The sequence below is a fragment of the Propionivibrio dicarboxylicus genome, assembly GCF_900099695.1.
Lineage (GTDB): Bacteria > Pseudomonadota > Gammaproteobacteria > Burkholderiales > Rhodocyclaceae > Propionivibrio > Propionivibrio dicarboxylicus.
The window spans coordinates 72,192-95,610 of record NZ_FNCY01000008.1 but is presented as its reverse complement, the minus strand read 5'-3'; the positions used below and the strand labels follow the sequence as shown (position 1 = coordinate 95,610).

Annotated in this window: 23 protein-coding genes; 15 read left to right on the top strand and 8 right to left on the bottom strand. The window is 54.0% G+C overall.

Going from position 1 to position 23,419, the window contains the following annotated elements:
• Positions 1 to 64: 64 nt before the first annotated feature.
• The gene (locus BLR25_RS10960; protein ID WP_091937510.1) at positions 65 to 913 is read left to right on the top strand and encodes a DeoR/GlpR family DNA-binding transcription regulator; all 849 of its coding nucleotides are present in this window, start codon (positions 65 to 67) and stop codon (positions 911 to 913) included.
• Positions 914 to 1,534: 621 nt separating this feature from the next.
• Here the strand turns inward: BLR25_RS10960 and BLR25_RS10955 are convergent.
• Positions 1,535 to 2,650 (bottom strand): Fic family protein, encoded by a 1,116-nt coding sequence (locus BLR25_RS10955; RefSeq protein WP_091937508.1) that lies wholly within the window; start codon positions 2,648 to 2,650, stop codon positions 1,535 to 1,537.
• A gap of 467 nt (positions 2,651 to 3,117) precedes the next feature.
• Here BLR25_RS10955 and BLR25_RS10950 point away from each other — a divergent pair, with 467 nt between their 5' ends.
• From BLR25_RS10950 to BLR25_RS10925, 6 genes are all read left to right on the top strand, one after another.
• The gene (locus tag BLR25_RS10950) at positions 3,118 to 3,879 is read left to right on the top strand and encodes a GNAT family N-acetyltransferase (protein ID WP_091937506.1); all 762 of its coding nucleotides are present in this window, start codon (positions 3,118 to 3,120) and stop codon (positions 3,877 to 3,879) included.
• Between the two features lie 41 nt (positions 3,880 to 3,920).
• A complete protein-coding gene (locus BLR25_RS10945) occupies positions 3,921 to 4,721 on the top strand; it encodes a lysophospholipid acyltransferase family protein (RefSeq protein ID WP_245715531.1) in 801 nt (266 codons plus the stop codon).
• Between the two features lie 85 nt (positions 4,722 to 4,806).
• The gene (locus BLR25_RS10940) at positions 4,807 to 6,618 is read left to right on the top strand and encodes an alkaline phosphatase (RefSeq protein ID WP_091937703.1); all 1,812 of its coding nucleotides are present in this window, start codon (positions 4,807 to 4,809) and stop codon (positions 6,616 to 6,618) included.
• 62 nt (positions 6,619 to 6,680) lie between these two features.
• Positions 6,681 to 7,097, top strand: coding sequence for a hypothetical protein (locus BLR25_RS10935; protein WP_218122706.1), 417 nt, complete (start codon positions 6,681 to 6,683; stop codon positions 7,095 to 7,097).
• Entirely contained in the window at positions 7,097 to 7,825 is a 729-nt protein-coding gene (locus tag BLR25_RS10930) for an ABC transporter ATP-binding protein (protein ID WP_091937504.1), read from the top strand. The genes BLR25_RS10935 and BLR25_RS10930 overlap by 1 nt, the downstream gene beginning before the upstream one ends.
• A 71-nt stretch (positions 7,826 to 7,896) precedes the next feature.
• Positions 7,897 to 9,075, top strand: coding sequence for an FtsX-like permease family protein (locus BLR25_RS10925; RefSeq protein WP_245715530.1), 1,179 nt, complete (start codon positions 7,897 to 7,899; stop codon positions 9,073 to 9,075).
• Between the two features lie 47 nt (positions 9,076 to 9,122).
• On the opposite strand, the gene BLR25_RS10920 is transcribed toward BLR25_RS10925, so the two are convergent.
• The gene (locus BLR25_RS10920) at positions 9,123 to 9,497 is read right to left on the bottom strand and encodes a hypothetical protein (RefSeq protein WP_091937502.1); all 375 of its coding nucleotides are present in this window, start codon (positions 9,495 to 9,497) and stop codon (positions 9,123 to 9,125) included.
• Positions 9,498 to 9,755: 258 nt separating this feature from the next.
• Here BLR25_RS10920 and BLR25_RS10915 point away from each other — a divergent pair, with 258 nt between their 5' ends.
• From BLR25_RS10915 to BLR25_RS10885, 7 genes are all read left to right on the top strand, one after another.
• Positions 9,756 to 10,751 (top strand): PstS family phosphate ABC transporter substrate-binding protein, encoded by a 996-nt coding sequence (locus BLR25_RS10915; RefSeq protein ID WP_091937501.1) that lies wholly within the window; start codon positions 9,756 to 9,758, stop codon positions 10,749 to 10,751.
• A gap of 84 nt (positions 10,752 to 10,835) precedes the next feature.
• Complete coding sequence (gene pstC, locus BLR25_RS10910; RefSeq protein ID WP_091937499.1) at positions 10,836 to 11,795, top strand: phosphate ABC transporter permease subunit PstC; 960 nt, start codon at positions 10,836 to 10,838, stop codon at positions 11,793 to 11,795.
• Positions 11,795 to 12,727 (top strand): phosphate ABC transporter permease PstA, encoded by a 933-nt coding sequence (gene pstA, locus BLR25_RS10905; protein ID WP_091937497.1) that lies wholly within the window; start codon positions 11,795 to 11,797, stop codon positions 12,725 to 12,727. The genes pstC and pstA overlap by 1 nt, the downstream gene beginning before the upstream one ends.
• A 20-nt stretch (positions 12,728 to 12,747) precedes the next feature.
• The gene (gene pstB / locus BLR25_RS10900; protein ID WP_091937495.1) at positions 12,748 to 13,530 is read left to right on the top strand and encodes a phosphate ABC transporter ATP-binding protein PstB; all 783 of its coding nucleotides are present in this window, start codon (positions 12,748 to 12,750) and stop codon (positions 13,528 to 13,530) included.
• Between the two features lie 13 nt (positions 13,531 to 13,543).
• Positions 13,544 to 14,236: a phosphate signaling complex protein PhoU gene (gene phoU, locus BLR25_RS10895; RefSeq protein ID WP_091937493.1), complete on the top strand. Its 693-nt coding sequence runs from the start codon at positions 13,544 to 13,546 to the stop codon at positions 14,234 to 14,236.
• 7 nt (positions 14,237 to 14,243) lie between these two features.
• Positions 14,244 to 14,933, top strand: coding sequence for a winged helix-turn-helix domain-containing protein (locus tag BLR25_RS10890; RefSeq protein WP_091937492.1), 690 nt, complete (start codon positions 14,244 to 14,246; stop codon positions 14,931 to 14,933).
• A 710-nt stretch (positions 14,934 to 15,643) separates the two neighbouring features.
• Positions 15,644 to 16,360: an MgtC/SapB family protein gene (locus BLR25_RS10885; protein ID WP_091937490.1), complete on the top strand. Its 717-nt coding sequence runs from the start codon at positions 15,644 to 15,646 to the stop codon at positions 16,358 to 16,360.
• Positions 16,361 to 16,439: 79 nt separating this feature from the next.
• On the opposite strand, the gene BLR25_RS10880 is transcribed toward BLR25_RS10885, so the two are convergent.
• From BLR25_RS10880 to BLR25_RS10855, 6 genes are all read right to left on the bottom strand, one after another.
• Positions 16,440 to 16,889 carry an NUDIX domain-containing protein gene (locus tag BLR25_RS10880; protein ID WP_091937488.1) on the bottom strand — a complete coding sequence of 150 codons (450 nt, stop codon included), beginning with the start codon at positions 16,887 to 16,889 and terminating at the stop codon, positions 16,440 to 16,442.
• Between the two features lie 141 nt (positions 16,890 to 17,030).
• Positions 17,031 to 17,396 carry a response regulator gene (locus BLR25_RS10875; protein WP_091937486.1) on the bottom strand — a complete coding sequence of 122 codons (366 nt, stop codon included), beginning with the start codon at positions 17,394 to 17,396 and terminating at the stop codon, positions 17,031 to 17,033.
• Positions 17,397 to 17,423: 27 nt separating this feature from the next.
• Positions 17,424 to 18,377 carry a chemotaxis protein CheX gene (locus BLR25_RS10870; RefSeq protein WP_176785842.1) on the bottom strand — a complete coding sequence of 318 codons (954 nt, stop codon included), beginning with the start codon at positions 18,375 to 18,377 and terminating at the stop codon, positions 17,424 to 17,426.
• A gap of 68 nt (positions 18,378 to 18,445) precedes the next feature.
• Positions 18,446 to 18,994 carry a hypothetical protein gene (locus BLR25_RS10865; RefSeq protein ID WP_091937482.1) on the bottom strand — a complete coding sequence of 183 codons (549 nt, stop codon included), beginning with the start codon at positions 18,992 to 18,994 and terminating at the stop codon, positions 18,446 to 18,448.
• Between the two features lie 4 nt (positions 18,995 to 18,998).
• Entirely contained in the window at positions 18,999 to 19,766 is a 768-nt protein-coding gene (locus tag BLR25_RS21770) for a methyl-accepting chemotaxis protein (RefSeq protein ID WP_281245577.1), read from the bottom strand.
• A 4-nt stretch (positions 19,767 to 19,770) separates the two neighbouring features.
• Positions 19,771 to 22,590 carry a HAMP domain-containing protein gene (locus BLR25_RS10855; RefSeq protein WP_143009833.1) on the bottom strand — a complete coding sequence of 940 codons (2,820 nt, stop codon included), beginning with the start codon at positions 22,588 to 22,590 and terminating at the stop codon, positions 19,771 to 19,773.
• Between the two features lie 261 nt (positions 22,591 to 22,851).
• Between BLR25_RS10855 and BLR25_RS10850 the strand changes: the two genes are divergently transcribed.
• Positions 22,852 to 23,358 carry a hypothetical protein gene (locus BLR25_RS10850; protein ID WP_091937478.1) on the top strand — a complete coding sequence of 169 codons (507 nt, stop codon included), beginning with the start codon at positions 22,852 to 22,854 and terminating at the stop codon, positions 23,356 to 23,358.
• The last annotated feature ends 61 nt before the right edge of the window (positions 23,359 to 23,419 follow it).

The window sequence follows — 23,419 nt, the reverse complement described above, 5'->3', positions numbered from 1 at the left end:
AACCCGGTATCAGGCGGTTTGTGATTTTTGTTACACAAATTGAGAACTCGACGGAAATCCCACAATGAATGTGAACTTGAGCCCAGAAACGCTTCGCTATCGCGACGCGCATGCGCGGCGAGCAGCCATCATCGACCAGCTGCGGGCGACCGGGTTTGTCACGATCGGGGAACTCGCCGCGCTGCTCGGCGTTTCCGAAATGACGATTCGCCGCGACGCGCAACGCCTGCACGAAAAGGGACAGGCGATCGCTCTGCGCGGCGCCTTGCGCCTGCCGATGCCCGAGACGAGTACGGACCCCACGGTATCGGAGTACCAGCGACGTGCGGCAGCGGCAAGATCGGCGAAGACGGTCGTCGGACAGCTCGCCGCGAAAGACATTCAGCCCAACGATGTAATCGCGATCGATGCCGGAACAACGGCGATGCAAGTCGCCAAGGCGCTTCCCGAAGATTTCAGTGGTTCCGTGGTGACGCACTCGATTCCGGTAATCAATCACCTCTTCGAACTGCCGCTAGCCAAGACCATCGTTCTCGGCGGCGACCTGTACCGGCCAAGCCGTGCCTTCGTCGGCTCGGTGACCGTCGACAATGCCAAGCGGCTTCGCGTACGCACCTTTTACATGGGCGCCGCGGCGGTCGATGACCGCGGAATCTACACCTCGGTCGACGTCGAGCGACTCGTCAAGCAGACGCTGATGGAAATTGCCGACCGCGTGGTGCTGGTCATCGACCATCGCAAATTCGACGTCACCGCACCGGTCTTCTTGTGCGGCTGGGATCGGCTTTCAGCGGTCGTTTCCGACCACGAGCCCCCGCCTTCGATTTCGGCATTTCTCAAGCAACAATGCGTTCAGCTGTTGATCCCGCTGCAACCACAGACGTGCAGCGTTAATCACGCAGCCAGTCCCTGATGACGTATACGACTAAGTAGCGAAAAAACAACACCAGCGTTGGCGGAACTGTTTAAGGGTAGCAGGATCAGCTTACGGACTTGGCTTTGCTGTTGGGGCGGATGAAAAAGGCCACTTCGGAGCGAAAATGGGAGGTTGTCCAGGCCCAGCACAAGGACCGAATTTTCGCCAAAAAAGCCGCGGCCAAGAAGGCGATGTCGTCGCAATAGAAGGCCGTAAGCACTGAAAAACGAGAAGGGGCGCGTCCCCTTTTTCCTTTTGTGGCACAAGGGTCCCCGGCTTACGGAAAAAATGGTAGTGAAAAAATTCCCTTTTGTGGCACACCCCTCCCCGCGTTACACCCCCTAAAAACGGAAAATCGCATAGCAATACTCTATGGCATACGGGTATTCAATCTACCCTCGCCCCTGAAAAACTCCAAATGCCTAAAAAATAGGCAGGTTCAAAAGTGGTCTCGCCGGGATCAGTCACCCCGGGGGTTTCCGCCCCCCAAACCGAACGTCTCGCTGGCGTCTGAGTGGCCACTGTGGCGCAGGTGTTTTCGTTCATGTGGTCCTTTTGGCTCTTCTCTAAGATTGCGCCAAATAGCGAGCAAGTATTTCCCAGGCGTGGGCCTCTTCATCAGGCGGCCAACTCATATCCTGTGCTGCGCCCACCACCAGATGATTTTCGTAGTATTCCGAGTTCCAATAGATGCGTAATATCTCGCAACGCGGTATCGGGGGAACACTTGGCGATGGCCGCCCACTTGCTGGTTGTGAGCTTGCCTTCGAAGCCATCCAAAAGGCGGTTGAGTAATTTGATCTGTCGCTCATTGATCGGCGTAGCAGCCAAGCGTTGCCAGAAATGTGCTTTGACCAGGACTGCATCCAAGGTAGCCTGGGCGCTTTCAATGGCACGGCCGAGGGTATCGAGGAACCATGTCAGCCATTCGGTGACATCGAGCGTACCTTTTTGGGTGTGTTCGAGCACATCATAATAGTCACGGCGTTCGCGCTGAATCTGCGCGGAAAGGCTGAAGAAACGCTGGCCGCAGCCATCGGCACGAGCCAAGAAGAGATCACCAACGGCCCGGGCGATGCGACCGTTACCATCGTCGAACGGGTGTAATGTCACAAGCCACAGATGTGCCAGCCCCGCCTTGATAAGCATAGGCTCACCGGTAGTCCCATTTGCCCATGTCAGAAAACGAGCTATTTCCCTATTGAGTACCTTAGCTGGCGGTGCCTGAAAATGTACCTTGCGCCGCCCCATTGGCCCGGAAATGACCTGCATGGGCCCGTCAGTATCGTCTCGCCACTGACCGACAGCGATCTTGCTCATGCCGGAATATCCGGAGGGAAACAAAGCGGCATGCCAGCCAAACAGGCGTTCAGCGGTTAGTGGTTCTCGGCTATGAGAGGTGGCATCGAGTACCATTTCGACGATGCCATCAACGTGCCGATCCACCGGAGCGGCTGCGCCGATATCAACGCCGAGACGTCGCGCAATGGATGACCGCACCGATTCAAGGTCTAACATTTCGCCTTCGATCTCGCTGGTTTTCATCACGTCTTCGGTGAGCACCTCGAGACTCGCTTGATCACGCAAAGCCAGGCCGGCATCAGCCAACCTTCCCTGTAGGACGCCTTGGGCGTGGCTGACCTTAGCCAAAGGCCCCGCGAGTACCGATAGATCGTAGCGCCAATCGGGCCAGTCGCAGGCTTGCCAGATATAAAGTTTTTCTCCGCCTTTCATGCGGTGATTAGACACTCTATTCGCCGCACCTGCAAGTCTGCTTATGCGAAACAAGGAGGATATGCCGCCAAAAAAGCAGCAGTAAAAGCCGCGGCGAAGAAGGCCATGGCGCCCATTTAGGCACGTAAAACGACCGAAACTAAGCGACAGAAAAAGTCTCCATTGAGGCATGGTGACCCCGCGATTCACCGCACTCGAAAATTCCCCATTTGCCTAAAAAAGGCAGATTCAGAAGTTGTTTCCCCGGGGGGGCTTTCGGGTGTCCTGCTTGGCTTCTTCGGGCTGAGGAGCCTTTGGGCGGTTGAGGATGGCCTAAAAGAATGATGTGGTATGCATCGCCAATGCCGTCCTCTACGACTCCATTATTCCGGAGAACCGTCATCAACTGAACCGTCATTTTCGCGCAATACGCAGGTAACACGACATCGTTACTGTCGCTCCGATGCCATAGCAAGGAGCGACAGACAGTGGAAACGAACATCCAAACCAGCCTGAAAGCAAAGCCCTCCAGGAGCAAGCTTTCCGTCACACTGGCCCACAGCGAGTGGGACATTCTCGAGGCCCAGCGACTGCGTTACAACGTCTTCGCTGGAGAACTTGGCGCCAACCTGCCGACCCGCACGCCAGGTGTCGATCGGGACATTTACGATCCCTTTTGCGAACACCTGATCGTGCGCGATGACAACGAAGGCATTGTCGTTGGCACCTATCGCATCCTGTCGCCGGAAAACATTCGCCGGGTTGGCAACTACTATTCCGAAAACGAATTTGACCTGACTCGTTTGCGATTGCTGCGCCCGCGTCTTGTCGAAATCGGCCGTTGCTGCGTGCATCCAGACTATCGCACCGGGGCAACCATTGCGCTACTCTGGGGAGGATTAGCGAAGTACATGCTCGAAAATCGTTACGAATACCTCATCGGTTGCGCAAGCATCAGCATGGCCGACGGCGGTCACGCCGCGGCCAGCATGTTCAGCCGTCTTGGCGAATACATGAGCCCGCTCGAGTACCGTGTTTTTCCGCGCTGCCCCTTGCCGCTGGAAGCACTACGAAACGACCTCGACGCCGAACTGCCGCCATTGATCAAGGGCTATCTGCGCGCCGGCGCCTACATCTGCGGCGAACCGGCATGGGACCCGGATTTCAACACAGCCGACCTGCCCATCCTGATGCCTCTCTCACGGATCGACCAGCGTTATGCCAAGCACTTCATGGGGAGCCCGGACTGAAGCGCGCAAAAGCAAACCGCACCCCGCGCCTGCTGCAATGGGTGCGCTACGCGCGCCTTGGTCTTCACCTTCTTTGGGGCGCACTGACCGTCGCGGCCGTCTATAGATTTCTCAACGACGACGCTCGACTCTGGCTGAAGCAGCGCTGGTCGCAGCAACTGCTCGACATCCTGGCGATCCACCTCGATGCAAATCTGCACGGTGTGCCGCACGGCAGCCTGATCGTCGCTAACCACATCTCCTGGCTCGACATCTTCGTTCTCAATGCGATTCGGCCAATGGCTTTCGTCTCAAAATCGGAGGTGCGTGATTGGCCACTGGCCGGATGGCTCGCAGCAAATACCGACACTTTGTTCCTGCGCCGCGGGTGTCGGGCCGATGCCATCGATATCAATGCCCGGATCGAAACCTTGCTCGCCGCCGGCAAGGACGTTGCTGTATTCCCAGAAGGTACGACGACCGACGGTTCACACCTACAGCCCTTCCACGGCGCATTGCTGCAACCGGCCATCGACAGCAAACGCCCGGTGCAACCGCTCGCGCTCGCCTATTTCGACCGCTCAGGGCGACGCAGCATTGCTCCAGCCTATGCAGGCGAAACGACAATGGCTGAATGCATGGCGGAAATTATCGCCAGCCGGTCATTGTACGTGCGCCTTAGACCTACCCCACCGATCGTCGCTGGCACTCTCACACGCCGCGAGGTCGCCGTGATGGCTCGGAGCGCCGTGGCCTACCACCTTAGTTTGTTGGCGGAAACAGAAGACTCGTCCGCCGAGGACATTTACTCGTTTTGCTCTCGTAGCCTGTCGCCATCCGTCAAATCTTCGACACTCTTCTGACATTTTGCAATTTTTGGCGCCGTCACATTTCTTTAATCTACGCCCTCTATCCTCTGTGTCGTTTCCATTACGACGGATGAATAGCATGCGCCCGCACCTCATTTTCCCTGCCTTGGCTTTTTTTGCGGCAGTGACCCTGCCTGTGCATGCACAGACCATTTTTCCTATAAACCGGGCTGACATTGTCGCTGGAGCACACTTCGACTTCAAGGTCGAATTCGCTGGTGTCGTTGATCCGAAACTGGTATCAGTGGAAATCAACGGCGAGGACTATGTCAAAACGCTCGGTAAAGCGGCCGAGTTGATTTCTCGTGAAGACGGAAAGGACGTCTCCAGCTTGCTGCTACGCAATGTTTCCATCGGTAGGCCAGGGCAATACACGATAACAGCGACGGATGGGACACATACCCGATCAGCAACATGGAACGTTTATGCCACTCCAAAAAAACGGATTGCAAAAAACGTAATTCTGTTCATTGGAGACGGTTTTTCAATTGGTCATCGCACCGCGGCGCGCATTCTTTCCAAAGGGATCGAGGATGGCAAGTACAAAGGAAAACTTGCCATGGACGACATGCCGTATATGGCGCTTCTGACAACCGAAGGTACCGATTCAATCATTACCGATTCAGCGAACGCAGCACACGCCTACACTACCGGTCACAAGTCCTGTGTTAATGCACTCGGCGTCTATTGTTCACGCGCTGCAAACACATTGGAACATCCCAAGGTCGATACCTTGACCGCCCTCGCAAAACGCAAGGGCATGGCTGTAGGAGCCGTCACCAATTCCGAAATCGAAGATGCAACACCCGCGGCAATGGTGGCGCACACGCGTCGTCGATCCGACTATAACGATATCGTCAAAATGTTCTACGACAGCAAAATTGACGTGATGATGGGGGGCGGATCTCCGAATTTCCTACCAAAATCTACGCCAGGATCGAAACGAAGTGACGATGTCGATTTCATTGAACTTTTCAAACTGGCCAATTACAGCCTGGCGACCTCAAAGACCGAAATGCAGGCAGCAGCAAATGATGCCAGCACAACCAAATTGCTCGGCCTGTACAACACTGGCAACGTTGACGGCGCGCTGGATCTGAAATTCCTAAAGAAAGGCTCAGTCGCCAAATTCCCCGATCAACCGGATATCGTAGAAGAAATGCAGGCCGCACTGAAGGTGCTGTCACGCAACAAAGAAGGATTTGTGTTGCTGGTCGAATCGGCACGTATTGACAAATACTCTCATTCGATGGACCCCGAGCGCGCGATATACGACACCATCATGCTCGACAATGCTGTCGCCCGTGCCAAAGAATGGGCCAAAGAGAACGGCAGCAACACGCTGATTCTGGTTACGGCAGACCATTCTCACCCGGTAAGCGTGATCGGCACGGTCAACGATGAGTTAGCGGGCAACGAGATGCGCAACAAAGTTAGTATTTACGAGGATGCCGGATATCCGAATTACCCACGCCCGGACACTGACGGATATCCATCCAAAGTCGATGTATCACGCCGCATCCGCCTCGTGTTTGGCGCAACCCCCGATTACTACGATACATTCCAGCCATTCATGGACGGCGAGTTCGTTCCGGCGATAAAGAACGCCAGCGGTGTCATGGTCGCCAACGACAAATACAAAGACCTAGCCGGTGCCGTACTACGTGAAGGCAATCTGCCGAATAAGGGCGCGCGCGCTGCCAATCAAGGCGTACATTCTGGCGACGACGTAATCTTGACCGCAATGGGTCCGGGCGCCGAGAAAGTGCATGGGCAGATGGAAAACACGGATCTTTTCCGTATCATCGCCGAGGCGTTGTCGCTAGGGAACCCGGACCGCCCTGAATCCAATATTACGCGCAGCAAAATGGTCAAGCGCAGTCGGCAGTGATGTTGGAATCTTGTTCCATCTCCGAGCGCGAAAGGCCGACGTTCTCACGGCGGCGCTTCCTGATGCTCCCCTTGCTGACATTCGGAACATTCTGGCCACTACTTGCGCGCGCCACTGAAGTACTAAGCTTCGATGTGCTGTACAAATCGATCGGCGTGCTTGGTATTCAATATTCTGACAAGGCACTCGCGCTTAGGGGGAAAGCGGTGCGCATGCGAGGTTACATGGCGCCGCCCTTGAAGCCGGAGAGTAAGTTCTTTGTACTCACACGGGAACCTGTGTCGGTGTGTCCGTTTTGTGCGTCGGATGCCGAGTGGCCTGCCGACATTATTGTTATCTATCTCAACGGGACACTGGCACCTGTCAATTTTTCACATCGCATCGAAGTCGAAGGACGATTGGAAATTGGCTCATGGGTTGATCCATCCACAGGTTTTGTCAGTCAGGTCCGTATCGTCGACGCCGAGGTCCGGGGCTAATGCGTTTGGAAGTCCAAGGAGCCTACCTGCAATTGCGCGACTTATCGATGCTTTTTGCCGGACAAACAACCCCGTTATTCCACATTGAAGAACTCGACATTCCACCTGGCAGCAGCGTCGGTATCAGCGGCCCATCCGGGGCTGGGAAAACAACGCTGTTCCATTGCTTGGCCGGCATCACCCTGGCCAATCAAGGAACGGTATCCTGGGATGGCGTGGACATCAGCCGGTTGCCGGGCGACATGCGTGATCGGTGGCGTCGCCAGAACCTTGGGCTGATTTTTCAGGATTTCCATCTGATTGATGGGCTATCCGCACTCAACAATGTTTTGCTACCGGCGTACTTCGCTTCCTGGCGACCGGCAACCGACCTCAGACGACGTGCCCACGCTTTGCTCGAAGCTGCTGGACTCGACTCGTCGGTCACTGACCGGGATGTTTCGCTGCTCTCGCGTGGCGAACGACAACGAGTAGCTTTTGCGCGTGCTTTGCTGTGCCAACCCAAGATCATCATGGCGGATGAACCGACCGCCAGCCTGGACCCCGATCATCGTGGACAGGTTGGCGATTTGCTGCTCGATCTTGCTCGTTCGCATGGCACGACAGTGTTGGTCATCTCTCACGAACAGGAATTGTTGGTGCGCATGGATCGTTGCCTGACGCTGCGTGACGGCGTTCTGTTGCAATCCGCCAATATGGCTTCCGCAGTATTGGAGCGTGCTTTGTGAGCATTCAATTTAATCCGTGGCCCGTTATAAGCGCCGATCTCCGCCGTAACCGGTTGTTAGCAGGAGTAACAGTGTTGCTCGTCGCCGTGTCGGTGGCAACGGGCGTTGCTGTCACCTCGCAGGAACGCGCCTTGCGGCAAGGCAGCGCGCGAGCCGCCGACGATTTTGACTTGTTGCTTGGCGCTCATGGCAGTCCGACACAATTGCTATTGACCTCCATCTATCTGCGTCCCCAAGCGATTCCGCTGCTCGATGGCGACGTCCTTCAGGACGCGGCGACAGCACCGGGTGTGCGTTATGCAGCGCCAATCGCTTTCGGCGATAACTGGCAAGGTTATCCGATCATCGGGACTATCTCAGAATTTGTGAGTCGTGGTGGCACATTGGCACCCGCAGAAGGGCGGCTTTTTTCCGCACGGGGAGAGGCCGTCATCGGCGCCTCCGTAAAATTGGCACTCGGTGCACGGATTAGTCCGCAGCACGGCCAACGCCGTAAGCCAGACGATGACGGCGAAACTGAGCACGCAGCGCACGAACATTCCGGTGTGAGCTACCATGTTATTGGCCGCCTGCCGCCGCGCGGTAACATTTGGGATACGGCCATCCTGATACCGGTCGAAGATGTCTGGGCCGCCCATGGCTTGCCAACGGGCCATGCGGAGACCGTTTCGGGTCTCTCCACACGCCTGGGACCGCCTTGGACACCGGAGCGTCTGCCAGGTGTTCCGGCAATTGCGGTGAAGCCAGATTCAGTCAGCGCCGCGTATTCGCTTCGAGCCAAATTTCGCACACCACGAAGCATTTCCCTATTTCCGGCAGAAGTATTGAATGACCTCTACCTAACCCTTGGCAATGTGCGCGACCTGATGGCTTTTCTCGCGCTAGCGACGCAGATATTGGTGGTCGCGGCAGTGCTCACCGCATTGCTCGTCGGGTTTCTAGCACGTAGCCGCCAATTCGCCATATTGCGCGCCATTGGCGCAAGTCGCTTGTACGTGTTTTATGTGGTATGGGGGGAAGTCGTTATGTTGATCGGCTGCGGTGCCCTGGTTGGCATGGCTATGGGTTACGGTGTTTCGACATTGCTTGCAGCCTGTCTGCAAGCGCAAACAGGATTCGTGATGCCGGTCAGCTTGGGGGCGCCAGAAGCCCTGCTCGTGGGAGGTCTGTTGCTTGCGGGAGCGCTGATCGCAGTTTTGCCGGCTTGGTTGGCGTTTCGCCGATCAATTGCACAGGGACTCTCAGCATAAAGAACACGCGGAAAGGCGGCAATGACACAGGGCATTCAAACAGAGTTCTATTTCTTCTCGCAATCCGGCATCTTGGTGAGTTTGCTCAACAAAATGAGAATCTCTCCGTCTGTTTTACCCTTTAGTAACTGCAATCCTAATCTAACAAGATCACTCTTCTTGACCTCTACCCCTTGACTAACAAGCTGTTTTTTCCGGGCGATAAGCGAGTCAAGCTCACTTTTTAGCAACAAAAACCGCTCCCGAACGGGATCATTCGTTCTCCGGATTACATCATCCAAGGGATAAGAAAATGCGCGCGCCAACCGGCGTCGTTTTGCAGGGAAAGCAGAATCCGAATATATGGCCGTGGCTTTGCCTCCTTTGTCATCACTTTTATGCTGCTTTTTGCTGACAGACTGAGCGATTTTTTGAGTGTTCATCACAAAATTAGGTACTAAATAGACAAGGACGCCGGAACAAAAGAACCATAACAGGCTAGTGATCAAGCACGGATACTACCGCAATTTAATGACATTAACCTATTCAAGAGGGCATACGCTATCTCAAAGAGGACGAGAAATGGCAATGCTTGATTCCTTACTCGCCTTTGGTACCACGAATATCGTCACTTAACTGTCACAATCACCGCGTAAGGTGCGCTCTGAATTCACTGACAATCGTTCAAAAGGAGCGCAGCAATGATGAAACACAGAATTCTTTCCGCCCTGGCCCTGGCCGGGTTTGCAATGGTCGGCGCGCAACCGGTGCTGGCCCAGGTCGTCAAGGTCGATGGTTCGTCGACGGTCTATCCGATCACCGAGGCGGTCGCCGAGGACTTCCAGAAAGCCAAGAAGAACGCGGTCAAGGTGACCGTCGGTATTTCGGGCACGGGCGGCGGCTTCAAGAAGTTCTGCCGCGGCGAAATCGACGTGTCCGACGCCTCGCGTCCGATCCTCAAGGCCGAGATGGAAGCCTGCAAGCAGGCTGGCATCCAGTACTACGAACTGCCGGTGGCCTTCGATGCGATCACCGTCGTCGTCAATCCGAAGAGCTTCCTCAAGGACATCAGCGTCGAGCAGTTGAAGGCGATGTGGGAGCCGGTGGCGCAGGGCAAGGTCAGCAAGTGGAACCAGATCAACCCGGCCTGGCCGGATGCGCCGATCAAACTCTTCGGGCCGGGCGCCGATTCGGGTACCTTCGATTACTTCACCGAGGCCGTCGTCGGCAAGGCCAAGTCCTCGCGCGGCGACTACACCGCGTCCGAAGATGACAATGTTCTGGTCCAGGGCATCTCGCGCGACGTCAATGCGATCGGCTATTTCGGCTACGCCTACTACGCCGAGAATACCGGCAAGCTGAAGGCGCTGCCGGTGATCGAGAAGGCCGGCAAGGCCGGTGTCGCCCCGTCGGAAAAAACGGTGCTGGACGGTTCCTACCAGCCGCTGTCGCGGCCGATCTTCATCTATGTCAATGCCAAGTCGTACGAGAAGCCGGAAGTGAAGGAATTCGTCGAGTACTACATGAAGGAAGGCGCCAAGCTGTCGAAGGAAGTCAAGTACGTGCCGCTGCCTGCCAAGGCCTACACGGTCAATCTTGAACACATCGCTAAGAAAAAACTCGGCACGGTGTTCGGTGGCAACGCCGAAGTCGGCGTGACGATCGAAGCCTTGCAGAAGCGCGAGGGTTCGCTGTAATAGCGTTTTATAAGGCCTCAGTTACCGGGAACGGTAATTGAGGCCTATTTTTCATTTGCGCTATCCCTTGACAAGGTCCGACGCATGCAAACAGTCTCCTCGACCACCGGTGTCCAAATTTCCAACACTGGTTCCGGATACATCAGTGCGCGCCTGTCGCACAACGCGATGCGCCACTGGAACGAGCGCCTGATCGAAACAGTCCTGTTCCTCGCTGCAGCGCTCTCGGTGCTGACGACGCTCGGCATCGTCTATATCCTCGTTTCAGAATCGATTCATTTCTTCGCGCGCATTTCGATCGTCGATTTCCTGACCGATACGCAATGGACGCCGCTCTTCGACGACGCCCACTTCGGCATTATGGTGCTGGTGTCCGGTACGCTGGTGTCATCGTTGGTAGCGCTGCTCGTGGCGATTCCGGTTGGCACGACGATCGCCATCTATCTCTCCGAATTCGCCGGCAGCCGCGTGCGCGAAATCGCCAAGCCGATCCTCGAACTGCTCGGCGGCATCCCGACGATCGTGTATGGCTATTTCGCCCTGCTCGTCGTCACGCCAATCCTGCAATGGGCGCTGCCCAACCTGCCCGGCTTCTCGCTGCTTTCGGCGGGTTTTGTCATGGGCATCATGATCGTGCCCTACATCGCCTCGCTCTCCGAGGACGCCATGCGCGCCGTGCCGATGAGCCTGCGCGAAGGCGCCTATGCGATGGGTTCGTCGCGGCTTTACACGGCGATCCACGTGGTTATACCCGCGGCATTGTCCGGGCTGGCCGCGTCGTATGTGCTGGCGGTGTCGCGCGCCGTCGGCGAGACGATGATTCTCGCCGTCGCCGCCGGCATGCAGCCGAACCTGACCTGGAACCCGATGGAACCGGCGGCAACGATCACGTCATACATCGTCCAGGTCGCACTCGGCGATCTGCCGCACGGATCGATCGGTTACCAGACGATCTTCGCCGCCGGCCTCACGCTGCTGCTGATCACCTTGATGTTCAACATCGTCGGCCAGTGGTTGCGGGCCAAATACAAGGAAAACTACTGATGAAACCGCTGACGACCGAAGAAATCCGTGCCGTCATCGCGCGCGGAAAACTCAAGGACACGCTCTTCAAGGCGCTTGGCATCCTGTGCCTCGCCTTTGGGCTGCTCGTCATCGTCGCGCTGATCCTCGACATGGCGATCAAGGGAGCGGACCGCTTCACGCTCGACTTTTTCCTCAACTTCGCCTCGCGCCGGGCGACGCAGGCCGGCATCCTCTCGGCCTGGGTCGGCTCGCTGCTCGTCATGTTCGTCACCGCGCTGGCCGCCGTGCCGCTGGGCGTCGCGGCCGGTGTCTATCTTGAAGAGTACGCGCCGCGCAACTGGATGACGCAGGTGATCGAGATCAACATCGCCAACCTCGCCGCCGTGCCGTCGATCGTCTATGGCCTGCTGGCGCTCGGCATCTTCGTTTATCAGTTCGGTTTCGGCCAGAGTATTCTGTCGGCCGGCCTGACGCTGGCACTGCTGATCCTGCCGATCATCATCGTCGCGACGCGCGAGGCGATCCGGGCGATTCCGGCGATGATCCGCGAAGGCTCGATGGCGGTCGGCGCGACGCGCTGGCAGACCTGCCGCTATCACATCATCCCCTATGCGATGCCCGGCATCCTGACCGGCGTCATCATCGGCCTGGCGCGCGCCATCGGCGAAACCGCGCCGATCATCACGATCGGTGCGCTGACCTTCATCGCCTTCCTGCCGCCGGCGCCGCTGACGGCCTTGCCGGACGGCGGGACGGCGGGACTGTTCGACTGGGTCATGGCGCCCTTTACGGTGATGCCGATCCAGATCTTCAACTGGACCTCGCGCCCCGATCCGGCCTTCGAGATCAATGCCGCCGCCGCCGGCTTCGTGCTGATGGCGATGGTGCTGGCGATGAACGCGCTGGCGATCTGGCTGCGCTACCGGATGCGCAAGAACATCAAGTGGTAATCAACTCATTGGAGCCCTTTGTGCCGAACACGACGCAAGAACGCCTCAAGGCGGAAGCCCGCGGCCTGAATTTCTTCTACAACGGCGGAATTCAGGCGCTCAAGAACATCAACATGCCGATCTATGACAATCGCGTGACTGCGCTTATCGGCCCGTCGGGCTGCGGCAAGTCCACGTATCTGCGCAGCTTCAACCGCATGCACGACCTCTATCCGGGCAACCGCTACGAGGGTGAGATCCGTTTCTATCCGGACGACACCAACCTGCTGGCGCCGGAGGTCGATCCGATCGAGGTGCGCATGCGCGTCGGCATGGTCTTCCAGAAGCCGAATCCGTTTCCGAAGTCGATCTACGAAAACGTCGCCTACGGCCTGCGCGTGCGCGGCGAGCGCAATCGCCGCATGCTCGACGACAAGGTCGAACATGCACTGCGCGGCGCGGCCCTGTGGGATGAGGTCAAGGACCGCCTGCAGGACCTCGCGTCGAACCTCTCCGGCGGACAGCAGCAGCGCCTGTGCATCGCCCGCGCGCTGGCGACCGATCCGGAATTGCTGCTCTTCGACGAGCCGACCTCGGCGCTCGATCCGATCGCCACCGGCGCGATCGAGGAACTGGTGCACGAGCTGAAAAAGCGTGTCACCATTCTGATCGTGACCCACAACATGCAGCAGGCGGCCCGCGTCTCGGACTACACCGCCTACATGTTCCTCGGCGAGATGATCGAGTTCGGCAAGACCGACGAGATATTCATCAAGCCTAAGGACCGGCGCACCGAAGACTACATTACCGGCCGGATGGGCTGAGGAGAACACCGCGATGGAAGACATTCTGCATCATCAATCGAGCCAGTTCGACGAGGAACTTGGACGTCTGCGCAGCGACGTGCTGCGTATGGGCGGGCTCGTCGAAAACCAGGTGGCGACGGCGATCGAGGCTTATGGCGCCTGCGATCCGCGCGCCATCGAAGAGACGATTGCGCGCGACCAGGATATCAATGCGCTGGAAAAGCAGATCGACGACGAGAGCGCCCAGTTGATCGCACGGCGCCAGCCGACGGCGGTCGATCTGCGCCTCGTCTTTGGCATCATCAAGATCGTCACCGATCTCGAACGCATCGGCGACGAGGCGAAGAAAATCGCCAAGGGCGTGCGCCGGATTTGCGACGCCGGCAGCAACCCGACGCAGTTCGCGCCTAGTATCCGACAGCTTGCAAAGGCCGTCATGATCATGACACGAGAGTCGCTCGACGCCTTCGCCCGTCTTGATTCCGCGCTTGCGCAGAAAGTCATCGTCGATGACGACGGCGTTGATGCGGAATACAAAGAAATCCTTCACCGATTGGTCACGGACATGATAGATGACAATACGACCATCGGCCTGGCAATGGACATTATCTGGATCGCTCGCGCCGTCGAGCGCATCGGTGACCACGCCAAGAACGTCGCAGAACATGTCATTTTCATTGTCGATGGGCGGGACGTGCGTCATAACGCATATCAAATCGACTAAGCTTGCAATGTCCACAACAATCTTGATCGTTGAGGATGATCCGGCAATTCAAGAATTGCTGTCGGTGACTCTCAGGCACACTGGATATTTGTCGTTTGGAGCCCCCAGCGCGGAAGATGCCCAAGTCGTACTAGAGTATGAATTGCCTGATTTGATCTTATTGGATTGGATGCTGCCCGGTCAGTCGGGACTCGACTTTGCCAAGAAATTGCGCAATGACAATAAGACACGCAACCTCCCGATCATTATGCTATCCGCCAGGGCGCTAGAGGAAGACAAAACCCTGTGCTTTGGAGCAGGAGTCGATGATTACGTTACAAAACCTTTTTCCCCGAAGGAACTCATTGCTCGCATTCGCTCTGTGCTCACCGATCGGTTGCCGCACCTCGCAAAAGGCCAAGTCATACGCGGTACATTGACTTTGGACTTATCGACGAATCAAATATCCGCTCAAGAAAAGCCTTTGCGGCTTAGCCCGATTGAATTCCGCTTACTCTCTTTTTTCATGACGCACCCAGAGCAGGTATATACCCGCCATCAAATACAGGAGCACATTTGGGGGAATAGCTCTTTCATAGAGGAACGCACGATCGACGTACACGTGAAACGCCTACGAGAAGCGCTAGAACCCTCGAGCAATCACTCGAGAATTGAAACGATTCGTGGCATAGGATATCGATTTAATGATTTGACTTGAATGCAGCCGCCTTTATTGACCAGCAATCAACCTCTCAGAAAAACGAATATCCTACTGCCGCGATTTTTAAATATTTGTTATGTTCGCTAACCGCGCAACACCCTCCTCAGATTGCCATCTCTCCTAATTATATCTCCTGAATTAGCTGCCGCCATATTGTCGAAAGAAGTGGATGACACAGAACCCTATTCAGCCACACATCGGATTCAAGATTTGGCTTAGAAAATTCATAATCTCCCTATCAATCATATGCGCGGCAATAATAGGCATTATTTTCGCTAGCTACAGTTACGACCTGTTGGTACTTGGCTGGGTACTTATCTTAGCCTTTTGGCTGATAATTTCCTTATCGTGCGTTAACATCATACATCGACTTTATCATCTTATATGCCCCAATTGTGGCAGCAAGCTGACCACGATGAAAGACCCATTTGAAAATGGGTACACAGCCTATTGTCTTAAATGTTCAAAAAAATTTTGCATCTGGTCCCACAATAATTAACTCGAATAACTTCCTCAAGACTGGAGTTGAGTCGTTATAGCCGCGCAATTATGACAATACCTAAATTGACAAAACCCATGGTTAACCGATTCATATTTGTATATTCATAATATTGCACAAAAGACGTAATCATTAATACTTGTTCATGATCTATTTGCGTTCCGCGGATTAGGTGCAGTTACTATGTCGCTTCGACTGTGATGTAACGATGGAAGTACTAAACAACATAAATCTCTCTTCACTCGCCGACACGAGCATCAGCCTGGTTACCGCTTTTGCTCTTGGTAGTTTGATTGGCTTGGAACGGCAGTATCGACAAAGAACAGCAGGCTTGCGCACCAACGTCTTGGTCGCAATTGGCGCAGCCATATTTGTCGATGTAGCCAATCGCTTACACGGTCACGAAGGAGCGACACACGTGCTCGCCTACGTAGTATCCGGCATTGGCTTTCTCGGTGCAGGAGTGATAATGCGGGAAGAAGGCAATGTACGCGGATTAAATACCGCAGCTACACTATGGTGTTCCGCGGCTGTAGGTGCATGTGCCGGCGCTGATTTGATATGCGAGGCTGGATTGGCCACGGTTTTCGTTCTCGCTGCAAATACCTTGTTACGCCCAATTGTAAATCGCATCAATAGGCAGCCGCTAGACACAAAAGACGTGGAAGTAACTCACACCGTTTATGTCATTGCTCCGAAGGAGCGTCAAAAAGACGCGCTGCATCGACTCGAAGAAGCGTTAGCCACCGCAGCGCTCCCTGTCAACGATCTGGTTATTCATGCATTCGGCGACGACGCTATAGAAATAGAAGCGGTGCTAACAGCCACGTCCGTGGATGGGAGTGTTATGGATCAGATTGTTGACGAGCTATCGCCTCTGGACTGCGTGAGTCAGATTTTCTGGAGTCCTAGCACGAGTGAATGACGTGCATTATTCGAGTTAGTTAAATGCCATTTCTCCGGACCGCAATAATCCGACAAAGGAAAGCACTTTTTCCATCCCCTCAGTAATAATTTTTGATGGCTCTATCAAGAAACCCGCGTTTGATAGCGATTAATGTGGGGCCGTTGAATCTTGAGGGTAGTTGATTTACCTTGAACCAACCAAAATCGCAGTGTTCTCGGTTGAGGTCCGGAGAAAATTCTTCCTTTGTTTTCGTTATGTAGTAGTGCAATTTCCGTTCTATCTTACCCGTGCGAGACTTCCGAGTCACCGTATCGAGTTTGGAAATGCGCCGCGCGGCCATACTTAAACCGGCTTCTTCCTCCAGCTCACGCAGCAACGCTTCTTTGGGCAACTCCCCTTCATCAACACGACCACCAAACAGATTCCAGGCACCTCCTTTGTTGACTCTTGAAGAGCGTTTCCCCAGTAAAACTTTGCCTGTTTTCGTGCAGTAGATAACAGCCCAAGCACCGGCTCGAGCTGAATCTCTATTTTCTATCTTCCGCATGAGTTAGCCTGAAAACAATATCGATAAAGAATTGTTGTGCAATTTCCACAAGCTAACGATTTATATCTTTACCGTGTTTCGTTTCCATGACAACGAGGCTTGCTATCAAAATTTTGTTGTTACTCGACCGCAATGGCACAGTTACTGAGCTAACCGTTTAAAAGTTTCTAAAACGGCAGCACCGTTAAAAGGTTTAACAATCCATCCCTTGACGCCAGCGGCTTTTCCCCGTTCCTTCATGCTAGGGCTACTTTCAGTCGTCAACATGATGAGATTGACGGAGCCATTGCCTAGTTCACCTCGAATTTTCTCAGCCATAGTGAGGCCATCCATATTCGGCATATTGATATCGCTTACCACCAGCTTGATTCCACCGTCTGCTTTCAGCTTTGCTAACCCATCCTTTCCATCGATCGCCGTGGCGACATCCAATCCGTTATTTTTTAAAAACCCCGCGACCTCATCTCGAACGGTACTCGAATCATCTACTACGAGAATTTTTGCCATATATCGTCTCCTTTCAGACAGAGAGGCTTAGAACAATTCCAATTCACCGGTATCAACCAGGGATGCGACATCGTGCGCAACTTCCTTGAATTCTTCCGGCGTCCACGTGAGATTGAAAATAAATCGCTGATATAGCCTGATGGACTTCCCAGAACGCTCGTTCGTCAGCGTATACAGAAAACAAAGCTGTGGATTCTCGGTGCCGAACGACGCATATTTATGCTGATGATTTACGATCAGGGGAACTTGAATCTGACCGTTGAGCGTTGGAGCGTGATCACCGATGTAGCGATTCTTGAACATGCCCCAGATAAGGTTGGTCATCTCACCAAGAAGACTATTTACTTCACGGAAACCGGGCAGTGGTCTTCGCAGATCGTCTCGCAAAAAGTCGAGAATGGCGTCCTCTTCTGTTTGCAACATCATGTATCCGCGACACCAACTGCTTTCGAGCGGAATCAGACTAAATACCTCGCCGAAGATCATGCGATCGTGCACCACGTATGGCGTATCCCAATGAATGGTATGTGCCCCAAACTGGCTGGCAAGCGCAATCTCGGTCATCTCGGAAATTCCGCGAACCAAAGCATTTGGATAGACGAGGCTAAAAATGTATTCGTCGATTGCCTTTCTCAACCCTGACATTTCCCCAGTTGTATAGAAAGCGCAGAAGGCATGTCGAATAGACTCATCGACGTCATCCATTGCCTCCATCGATGTCAGCCTCAGAAAGATTGGCAATTCTGGACGTAAGGCATGAATACGCCTGGCAATTTCTACATTTTCATCCCGAGTGCCACCGTATGACGCTGAATAGAAAATCGCGCCCAAGTCGATGTTAGATCCCAGCACTGACATCAAACGATCTTCGCTCACGCGTACCGCGACGAGATCGTTTTGGTCGCAGAAAGCCTTAATCACGTCGCTACAAGAAGCGTCGTTATCCAGCACAAGTACTTTACTCACCAGTTTTTCCGACACATTAGCTCCATACAATTCGATCTAATCCCAACACAAATCCAATCGGCTATTGCCATCCGGCTTAACGGTCAAAACAACTCCAACTCCCCTAATGCCTCTTCAGCCGCATGTTCATCGATGCGAAAATCGATCGGAGCAAAGGCGCAGAAACACAAGGAAACATGCATCGAAAACGAATCGTTGATGCTGATCCGATAACGAGACACATCGGTTGGATTCAACTCCCTCAGAAATGGCAGACACCGCTTGTTCAGAAGCGAAGGCGTGGACATTCCCATGTGTGGGAAATGCTTGCCAAGGTCCCGGTTCATTCCACCACAGCATTGATTCACCATTTCGCCAAAGACCTCGATCAAACTCGCAAATTCAGTTCCGCGTGAGTAGTAGGTCGCCGCCCCGCCACTTGAATTTACATGAAACATGACGATGAGCCTGAAGGTATATGACGAGATCGTAAGAACGACTAGATTTTCCTCCAGCGCCTCCATTTGCCGTGCTTCTGGCAAAATTTCAATCTTGATTTGGTGATTCGGATCGCGCACCAGATTCGTCTTTGCCGCTCGGGTAAATATCAGGTCCAGACTCTTCTTACCCTGATCACTCAGCATTTTTGCCATACGGTTAACTCAAACATCCTTTGATCTGGCCGATCTGCGATTCGATGCTGCTGATTGCCGCCACGATCATCTTTCCGTCAGCTTGGATTTCCTGAAACGCCGCCGTCGTTGTCAGATCATTCTTGTAGAGACTTGCGCTGTAATCTTTTGACAAGGCTTCCGAGCGAGCTGCGAGATTTCTGACTTCATCGGCAACCACTGCGAACCCTCGTCCCGATTCGCCTGCCCGCGCGGCTTCGATGGCAGCATTGAGCGAGAGAATTACAATGTGCTGCACGATCGAACCGAACTGTTCGTTCTGTTTGTGCATTTCCCGATTCTGTGCAATGAGGAGATTCATGTCCTCGTGCCAATGCTCAAGCGTGTAGGCAACATCTCTCAAATGGCCCACTTCTACCGAAAGGTCATCGACTCTGGCCATGAGATCACGCTTGAGCGTAGCGTTGCCATTCCGCAGATCCTCTGCTTCCGCCGCATGCGCCGTCGCAGCCCGGTCGCATTCCAACTGCAACTGTTCAAGGCTCTCCCGCAAATTGTCTTTTTCACAAACCAGCGACCGAATTTGCATATCGGCTTCCGCAAGCAGCTTTTCCGATCGAAGTGCGTTTGCAACGACCTCCTCGTTTTCCGCTTTCAATGCGGCAACACTTTCCGCATGGTCGCGCGACAAGCTCTCGATATGTTTTCTCTTTGAAACATTGCATTTCAGGATCAATGCCACACAAGCCAGGAGAGCAAGACCGAAGCCGGCGAGAATTATCAAATCAGTCATCCGCCTATATCCTTGCAGCGCCCAATACGGCTTTCTCCGGAGGCTGGAGACTTATGTCCTGCATCACAAACCGACGCGACACCGATTCAACCGCATATATTCCTGGCAAGGTGATAGCGGTCATAAACGAGCGATAGTCGGCCCCTTCATTTTCATCCGTAAGCAGCAGCTGAATACTGCCCCCCTCGCGTTTGACGAAATCCTGCACTGCGTCCATACCGACGCCTCGCCCCGAAATCTCTGTAACCGCGCTTGCCGTCGAGAATCCAGGTGCAAGAATTAATTTGGCGACATCGTCGTCTTCCATTTCGGCATCTGCGGCAAGAATACCTTTGCCAACGGCTTTCTCGCGGATGCGGCGAAGCGCAAGACCTCTCCCATCGTCCTTGATCAGGATGAGCAGTCTTTCGTTAACCATCTCGACCACCACCTCGATCGTACCCGCCGCCGGTTTGCCGGAAGCGCCCCGTTCCGTGGCATTTTCGATGCCATGGTCTATGGCGTTGCGGCACAGATGCATGAAAACATTGCGTAACAGATCGGCGACCTGATTACGAACATGAATGCCGTTATCATTCAGCTTCAAAATGGGTGGTTCTTTCCCAAGCTCGACCGCAAGCGAAGGTAGAGAATCGAAAACGCCGCAAAGGACTTCCCCTATCGATTCAGTGCCGATCAGCATCAAGTTGTGCTTGATGGTTTGCATGGCGACAATAAACGAATCCCTCGATTTCAACGCGTCCTTGTCGAATCTCTCAATTTCGGAAATCATCTTCTCGACCTTTTCGCGCGGCACCATGAAGTATTTCTCTGCACTGCCTCTGCGCCCAGGCCCTCTCCTTCCCAGCTTGAGTTCGTTGAGCGACGCATACTCGTCGATGCTTTCCCTGACCTCCTGTAGTTGGAGAAGGAGAGCCTCCCTGACGAACACGGCTTTTTCGTTCTTGCGTAATTCGTCGTAAGCCTGCTCCGCTTCATGGACGACGTTAGTCAAATACAGAAGTCCGTGCGTTCGTGCATTGCCTTTGATCGTATGCATATTGCGGAAGAGCTGCGCCACGAGTTCTGGACTCTTGTCATTGGCAGACTGCAATAGCGACTCATTTTCGGCGACAAATTTTTTCGAACTGTCGATGAATTCGTGGAACTTTTCCTGTCTGATCGCCAGGATCTGCCCAACCATTTCCAGCTCGCGTTTTTGCTGCTCTGCCTCTGCCTCCAGTATGCGAAGCTCGCTGACATCGCGTACGCAAACCATGATCTTCTGAACACTTCCGGCGGCATCACAAATCGGCGACCAACTCATCTCCAGATATTTGACTCGACCATCCGGCATGGTCTTGCTAAATTCCTCGATCAGCAGATGCGAATTGAAATCGAAGTTCATCCGATCCTCGCCTATGCAAGCCGCAATTGTCGTTTCAACCTGGTCAAGAATGTCTGAACCGACATTGCTGCCGTCAAACATGAACTGCGTCGCAGAATTTCCGGCAACATCCTGAGTTTCGAAAATCGTCTCAAGGTAGACGGAATATTCAGGATGTATTCTGCAATCATCGACGATGGTGAGAATTCCCTGAGGCATGTGGTGCAACATATTCTGGATGTCATTGGTTTTCTCATGCAACAGCGCGGTTCGTTCTGCGAGGCTCTCAACCATCCGATTAAATTGCTGACCAACAACTCCGATTTCATCTTGTGTCGAAATCGGGGCGCGTGCGCTTAAATCTCCGGAGGCCATCGTACTAACGGCATCGGAAAGTCCATTCAAACCACGCATGATCGATATGTATGCCGAAATGAACGCGGCGGTAACTAGGGCCAAAATCCCCGCAATCGCGATCCAGACCAGATTCCTTTGCAATTCCAGATTGGCTTGCCGCTCCGCCAGCAAAATATCGGCTTCGGCCTGAAGTTTTCCGACAATCACCACCGACTGTCGCAAAGAAGCGTCGGTAAGGACCAGAAAAGCTTCCGGTGACATGTCGAAATCCGACGTATCCAGCATTTTGGTGGTCAGCGCTTCCTGGACCGAGAGATAAGCAGTATTTAACTCACCACTCACCTGGTCGAGTGTGGCGCCCATGTCGGGCCGATCTCGAGCCACCTTCTGCAATTTGTCCATACTCCATTGGACAAACGCGTTGAAATTGCCGCGTACTAGTGTCAGATCATTCCGTCGGCTACTTTTGAGTTTTTTAGTTGCGAGCGCAACGACACCGTACTGGGCCGCCTGCCCGGTGTTATCGATAAGCTCAGGAATCTGGGAAGTGACGACATCAATCAGTCGGCTGCCGGCCGTTTCTTCATCGACGAGTAACGCAGCGTGTTCATTGAGTTTGTCGAGTTCGTCGCGGACAATTTGTCGTAGACGGGAATGCACCTCGCCGAGGTCGGACAAGTCATCGGACTCAACCTGTTTAATCGATTCGCTTAGATTCGCCAGCCATGCCTCGTTATCGGTGAGGAAACCACGCAGTCTTTTTCGCTCTGCAATAAACGTCTTAAGAGCTCTCAGTGAATCGGCAAAGCGCTCGTACTCAACTCCAGCACGAAGTCTTAATCCATCCGTACCCTCGTGCACAGCCTGTGTCGTGGCTACGTACTGATGAATATTAGCGAGTAGTGCCAATGCCGGCGTCTGCGCCGCAAGCGCATCGCGCTCGTACTGTACTGCGGCAACCCGATTGCCGATGCTCACCAGAATGATCACGAGCGAGACCAGCAACGGGATACCGAAAATCAGCGCGGTCGCACGTAGCTTATTGCGGAAAGAAAGCCTGCCCACCAGGCGGACAGCGGGTTCAAATATTGACATCATCATCCAAACCTTAACGGCCTTAAATAGTTCATGGATGATGCCAGCGCGAAGTTTCAATATTGTTAAGATGGTTTTTGTTGAGCGAATTACAGTTTTTGGAAGCGCTAAGCGTTGAATCGATATGCGTCATCGATATTCATGTTTTTCGGTGGAAGGAACCGAAGGCGATAATCGCAACGGATTCTGCACTCCTCCGTTTGCACTCATCGCCAACTTCGCATATATTGTTTATACCGTTTATACCTTTCATCATCAGGAAATGAAATGAATCAGGAAATCGCCTCTCAATCGTTGCAGGAAGATGCAGCTCCCCCAGCAGCGACCAGTGCAACAAACACCAAGCGAACGAAGGCTGCCGCAGTTGTAAAAAAGGGAACGCCAAGACGCGCAGCCTCGGCCAAGAAACCGACGACCTCTCAAGATGCAATGACCGACAGCCCGCCTACCTTAGGTGCAGCCAAGAAGTCCGAGACCAAGACTACCAAGAATCCCAGCCGGGAACGTACGGTGAAAGCAGTTGCATCGCCGAAACCGCCAAAAGCCGAAAAAGCCAAGAAGCCCAAGCTCGTACGTGATAGCTTCACGATTCCTCAGGATGATTACGCGCTGTTCGCAGCATTGAAGCAACGTGCCCTGACCCTGGGAATAGAGATAAAGAAAAGCGAATTGCTGCGAGCCGGTATCGTGATGTTGAATACTTTGGACAATGGCGATTTCGCCAGAGCCGTTGCAGCCATAGAGCGCATCAAGACTGGGCGACCCAAAAAATGAGATGCCGGCGGCAAGACGCCACCTCAACGATCATTTCGATCAAGCCATAACTGCCGGAAAC

Coding starts and splice junctions, on each gene's coding strand:
- BLR25_RS10920 (WP_091937502.1), bottom strand. CDS start 9,497: ATGAACACTCAAAAAATCGCTCAGTCTGTCAGCAAAAAGCAGCATAAA.
- BLR25_RS10850 (WP_091937478.1), top strand. CDS start 22,852: ATGAATCAGGAAATCGCCTCTCAATCGTTGCAGGAAGATGCAGCTCCC.
- phoU (WP_091937493.1), top strand. CDS start 13,544: ATGGAAGACATTCTGCATCATCAATCGAGCCAGTTCGACGAGGAACTT.
- BLR25_RS10915 (WP_091937501.1), top strand. CDS start 9,756: ATGATGAAACACAGAATTCTTTCCGCCCTGGCCCTGGCCGGGTTTGCA.
- BLR25_RS10955 (WP_091937508.1), bottom strand. CDS start 2,650: ATGAAAGGCGGAGAAAAACTTTATATCTGGCAAGCCTGCGACTGGCCC.
- BLR25_RS10930 (WP_091937504.1), top strand. CDS start 7,097: ATGCGTTTGGAAGTCCAAGGAGCCTACCTGCAATTGCGCGACTTATCG.
- BLR25_RS10960 (WP_091937510.1), top strand. CDS start 65: ATGAATGTGAACTTGAGCCCAGAAACGCTTCGCTATCGCGACGCGCAT.
- BLR25_RS10890 (WP_091937492.1), top strand. CDS start 14,244: ATGTCCACAACAATCTTGATCGTTGAGGATGATCCGGCAATTCAAGAA.
- BLR25_RS10935 (WP_218122706.1), top strand. CDS start 6,681: ATGCTCCCCTTGCTGACATTCGGAACATTCTGGCCACTACTTGCGCGC.
- BLR25_RS10880 (WP_091937488.1), bottom strand. CDS start 16,889: ATGCGGAAGATAGAAAATAGAGATTCAGCTCGAGCCGGTGCTTGGGCT.
- BLR25_RS10940 (WP_091937703.1), top strand. CDS start 4,807: ATGCGCCCGCACCTCATTTTCCCTGCCTTGGCTTTTTTTGCGGCAGTG.
- pstA (WP_091937497.1), top strand. CDS start 11,795: ATGAAACCGCTGACGACCGAAGAAATCCGTGCCGTCATCGCGCGCGGA.
- BLR25_RS10875 (WP_091937486.1), bottom strand. CDS start 17,396: ATGGCAAAAATTCTCGTAGTAGATGATTCGAGTACCGTTCGAGATGAG.
- BLR25_RS10885 (WP_091937490.1), top strand. CDS start 15,644: ATGGAAGTACTAAACAACATAAATCTCTCTTCACTCGCCGACACGAGC.
- pstC (WP_091937499.1), top strand. CDS start 10,836: ATGCAAACAGTCTCCTCGACCACCGGTGTCCAAATTTCCAACACTGGT.
- BLR25_RS10865 (WP_091937482.1), bottom strand. CDS start 18,994: ATGGCAAAAATGCTGAGTGATCAGGGTAAGAAGAGTCTGGACCTGATA.
- BLR25_RS21770 (WP_281245577.1), bottom strand. CDS start 19,766: ATGACTGATTTGATAATTCTCGCCGGCTTCGGTCTTGCTCTCCTGGCT.
- BLR25_RS10855 (WP_143009833.1), bottom strand. CDS start 22,590: ATGATGATGTCAATATTTGAACCCGCTGTCCGCCTGGTGGGCAGGCTT.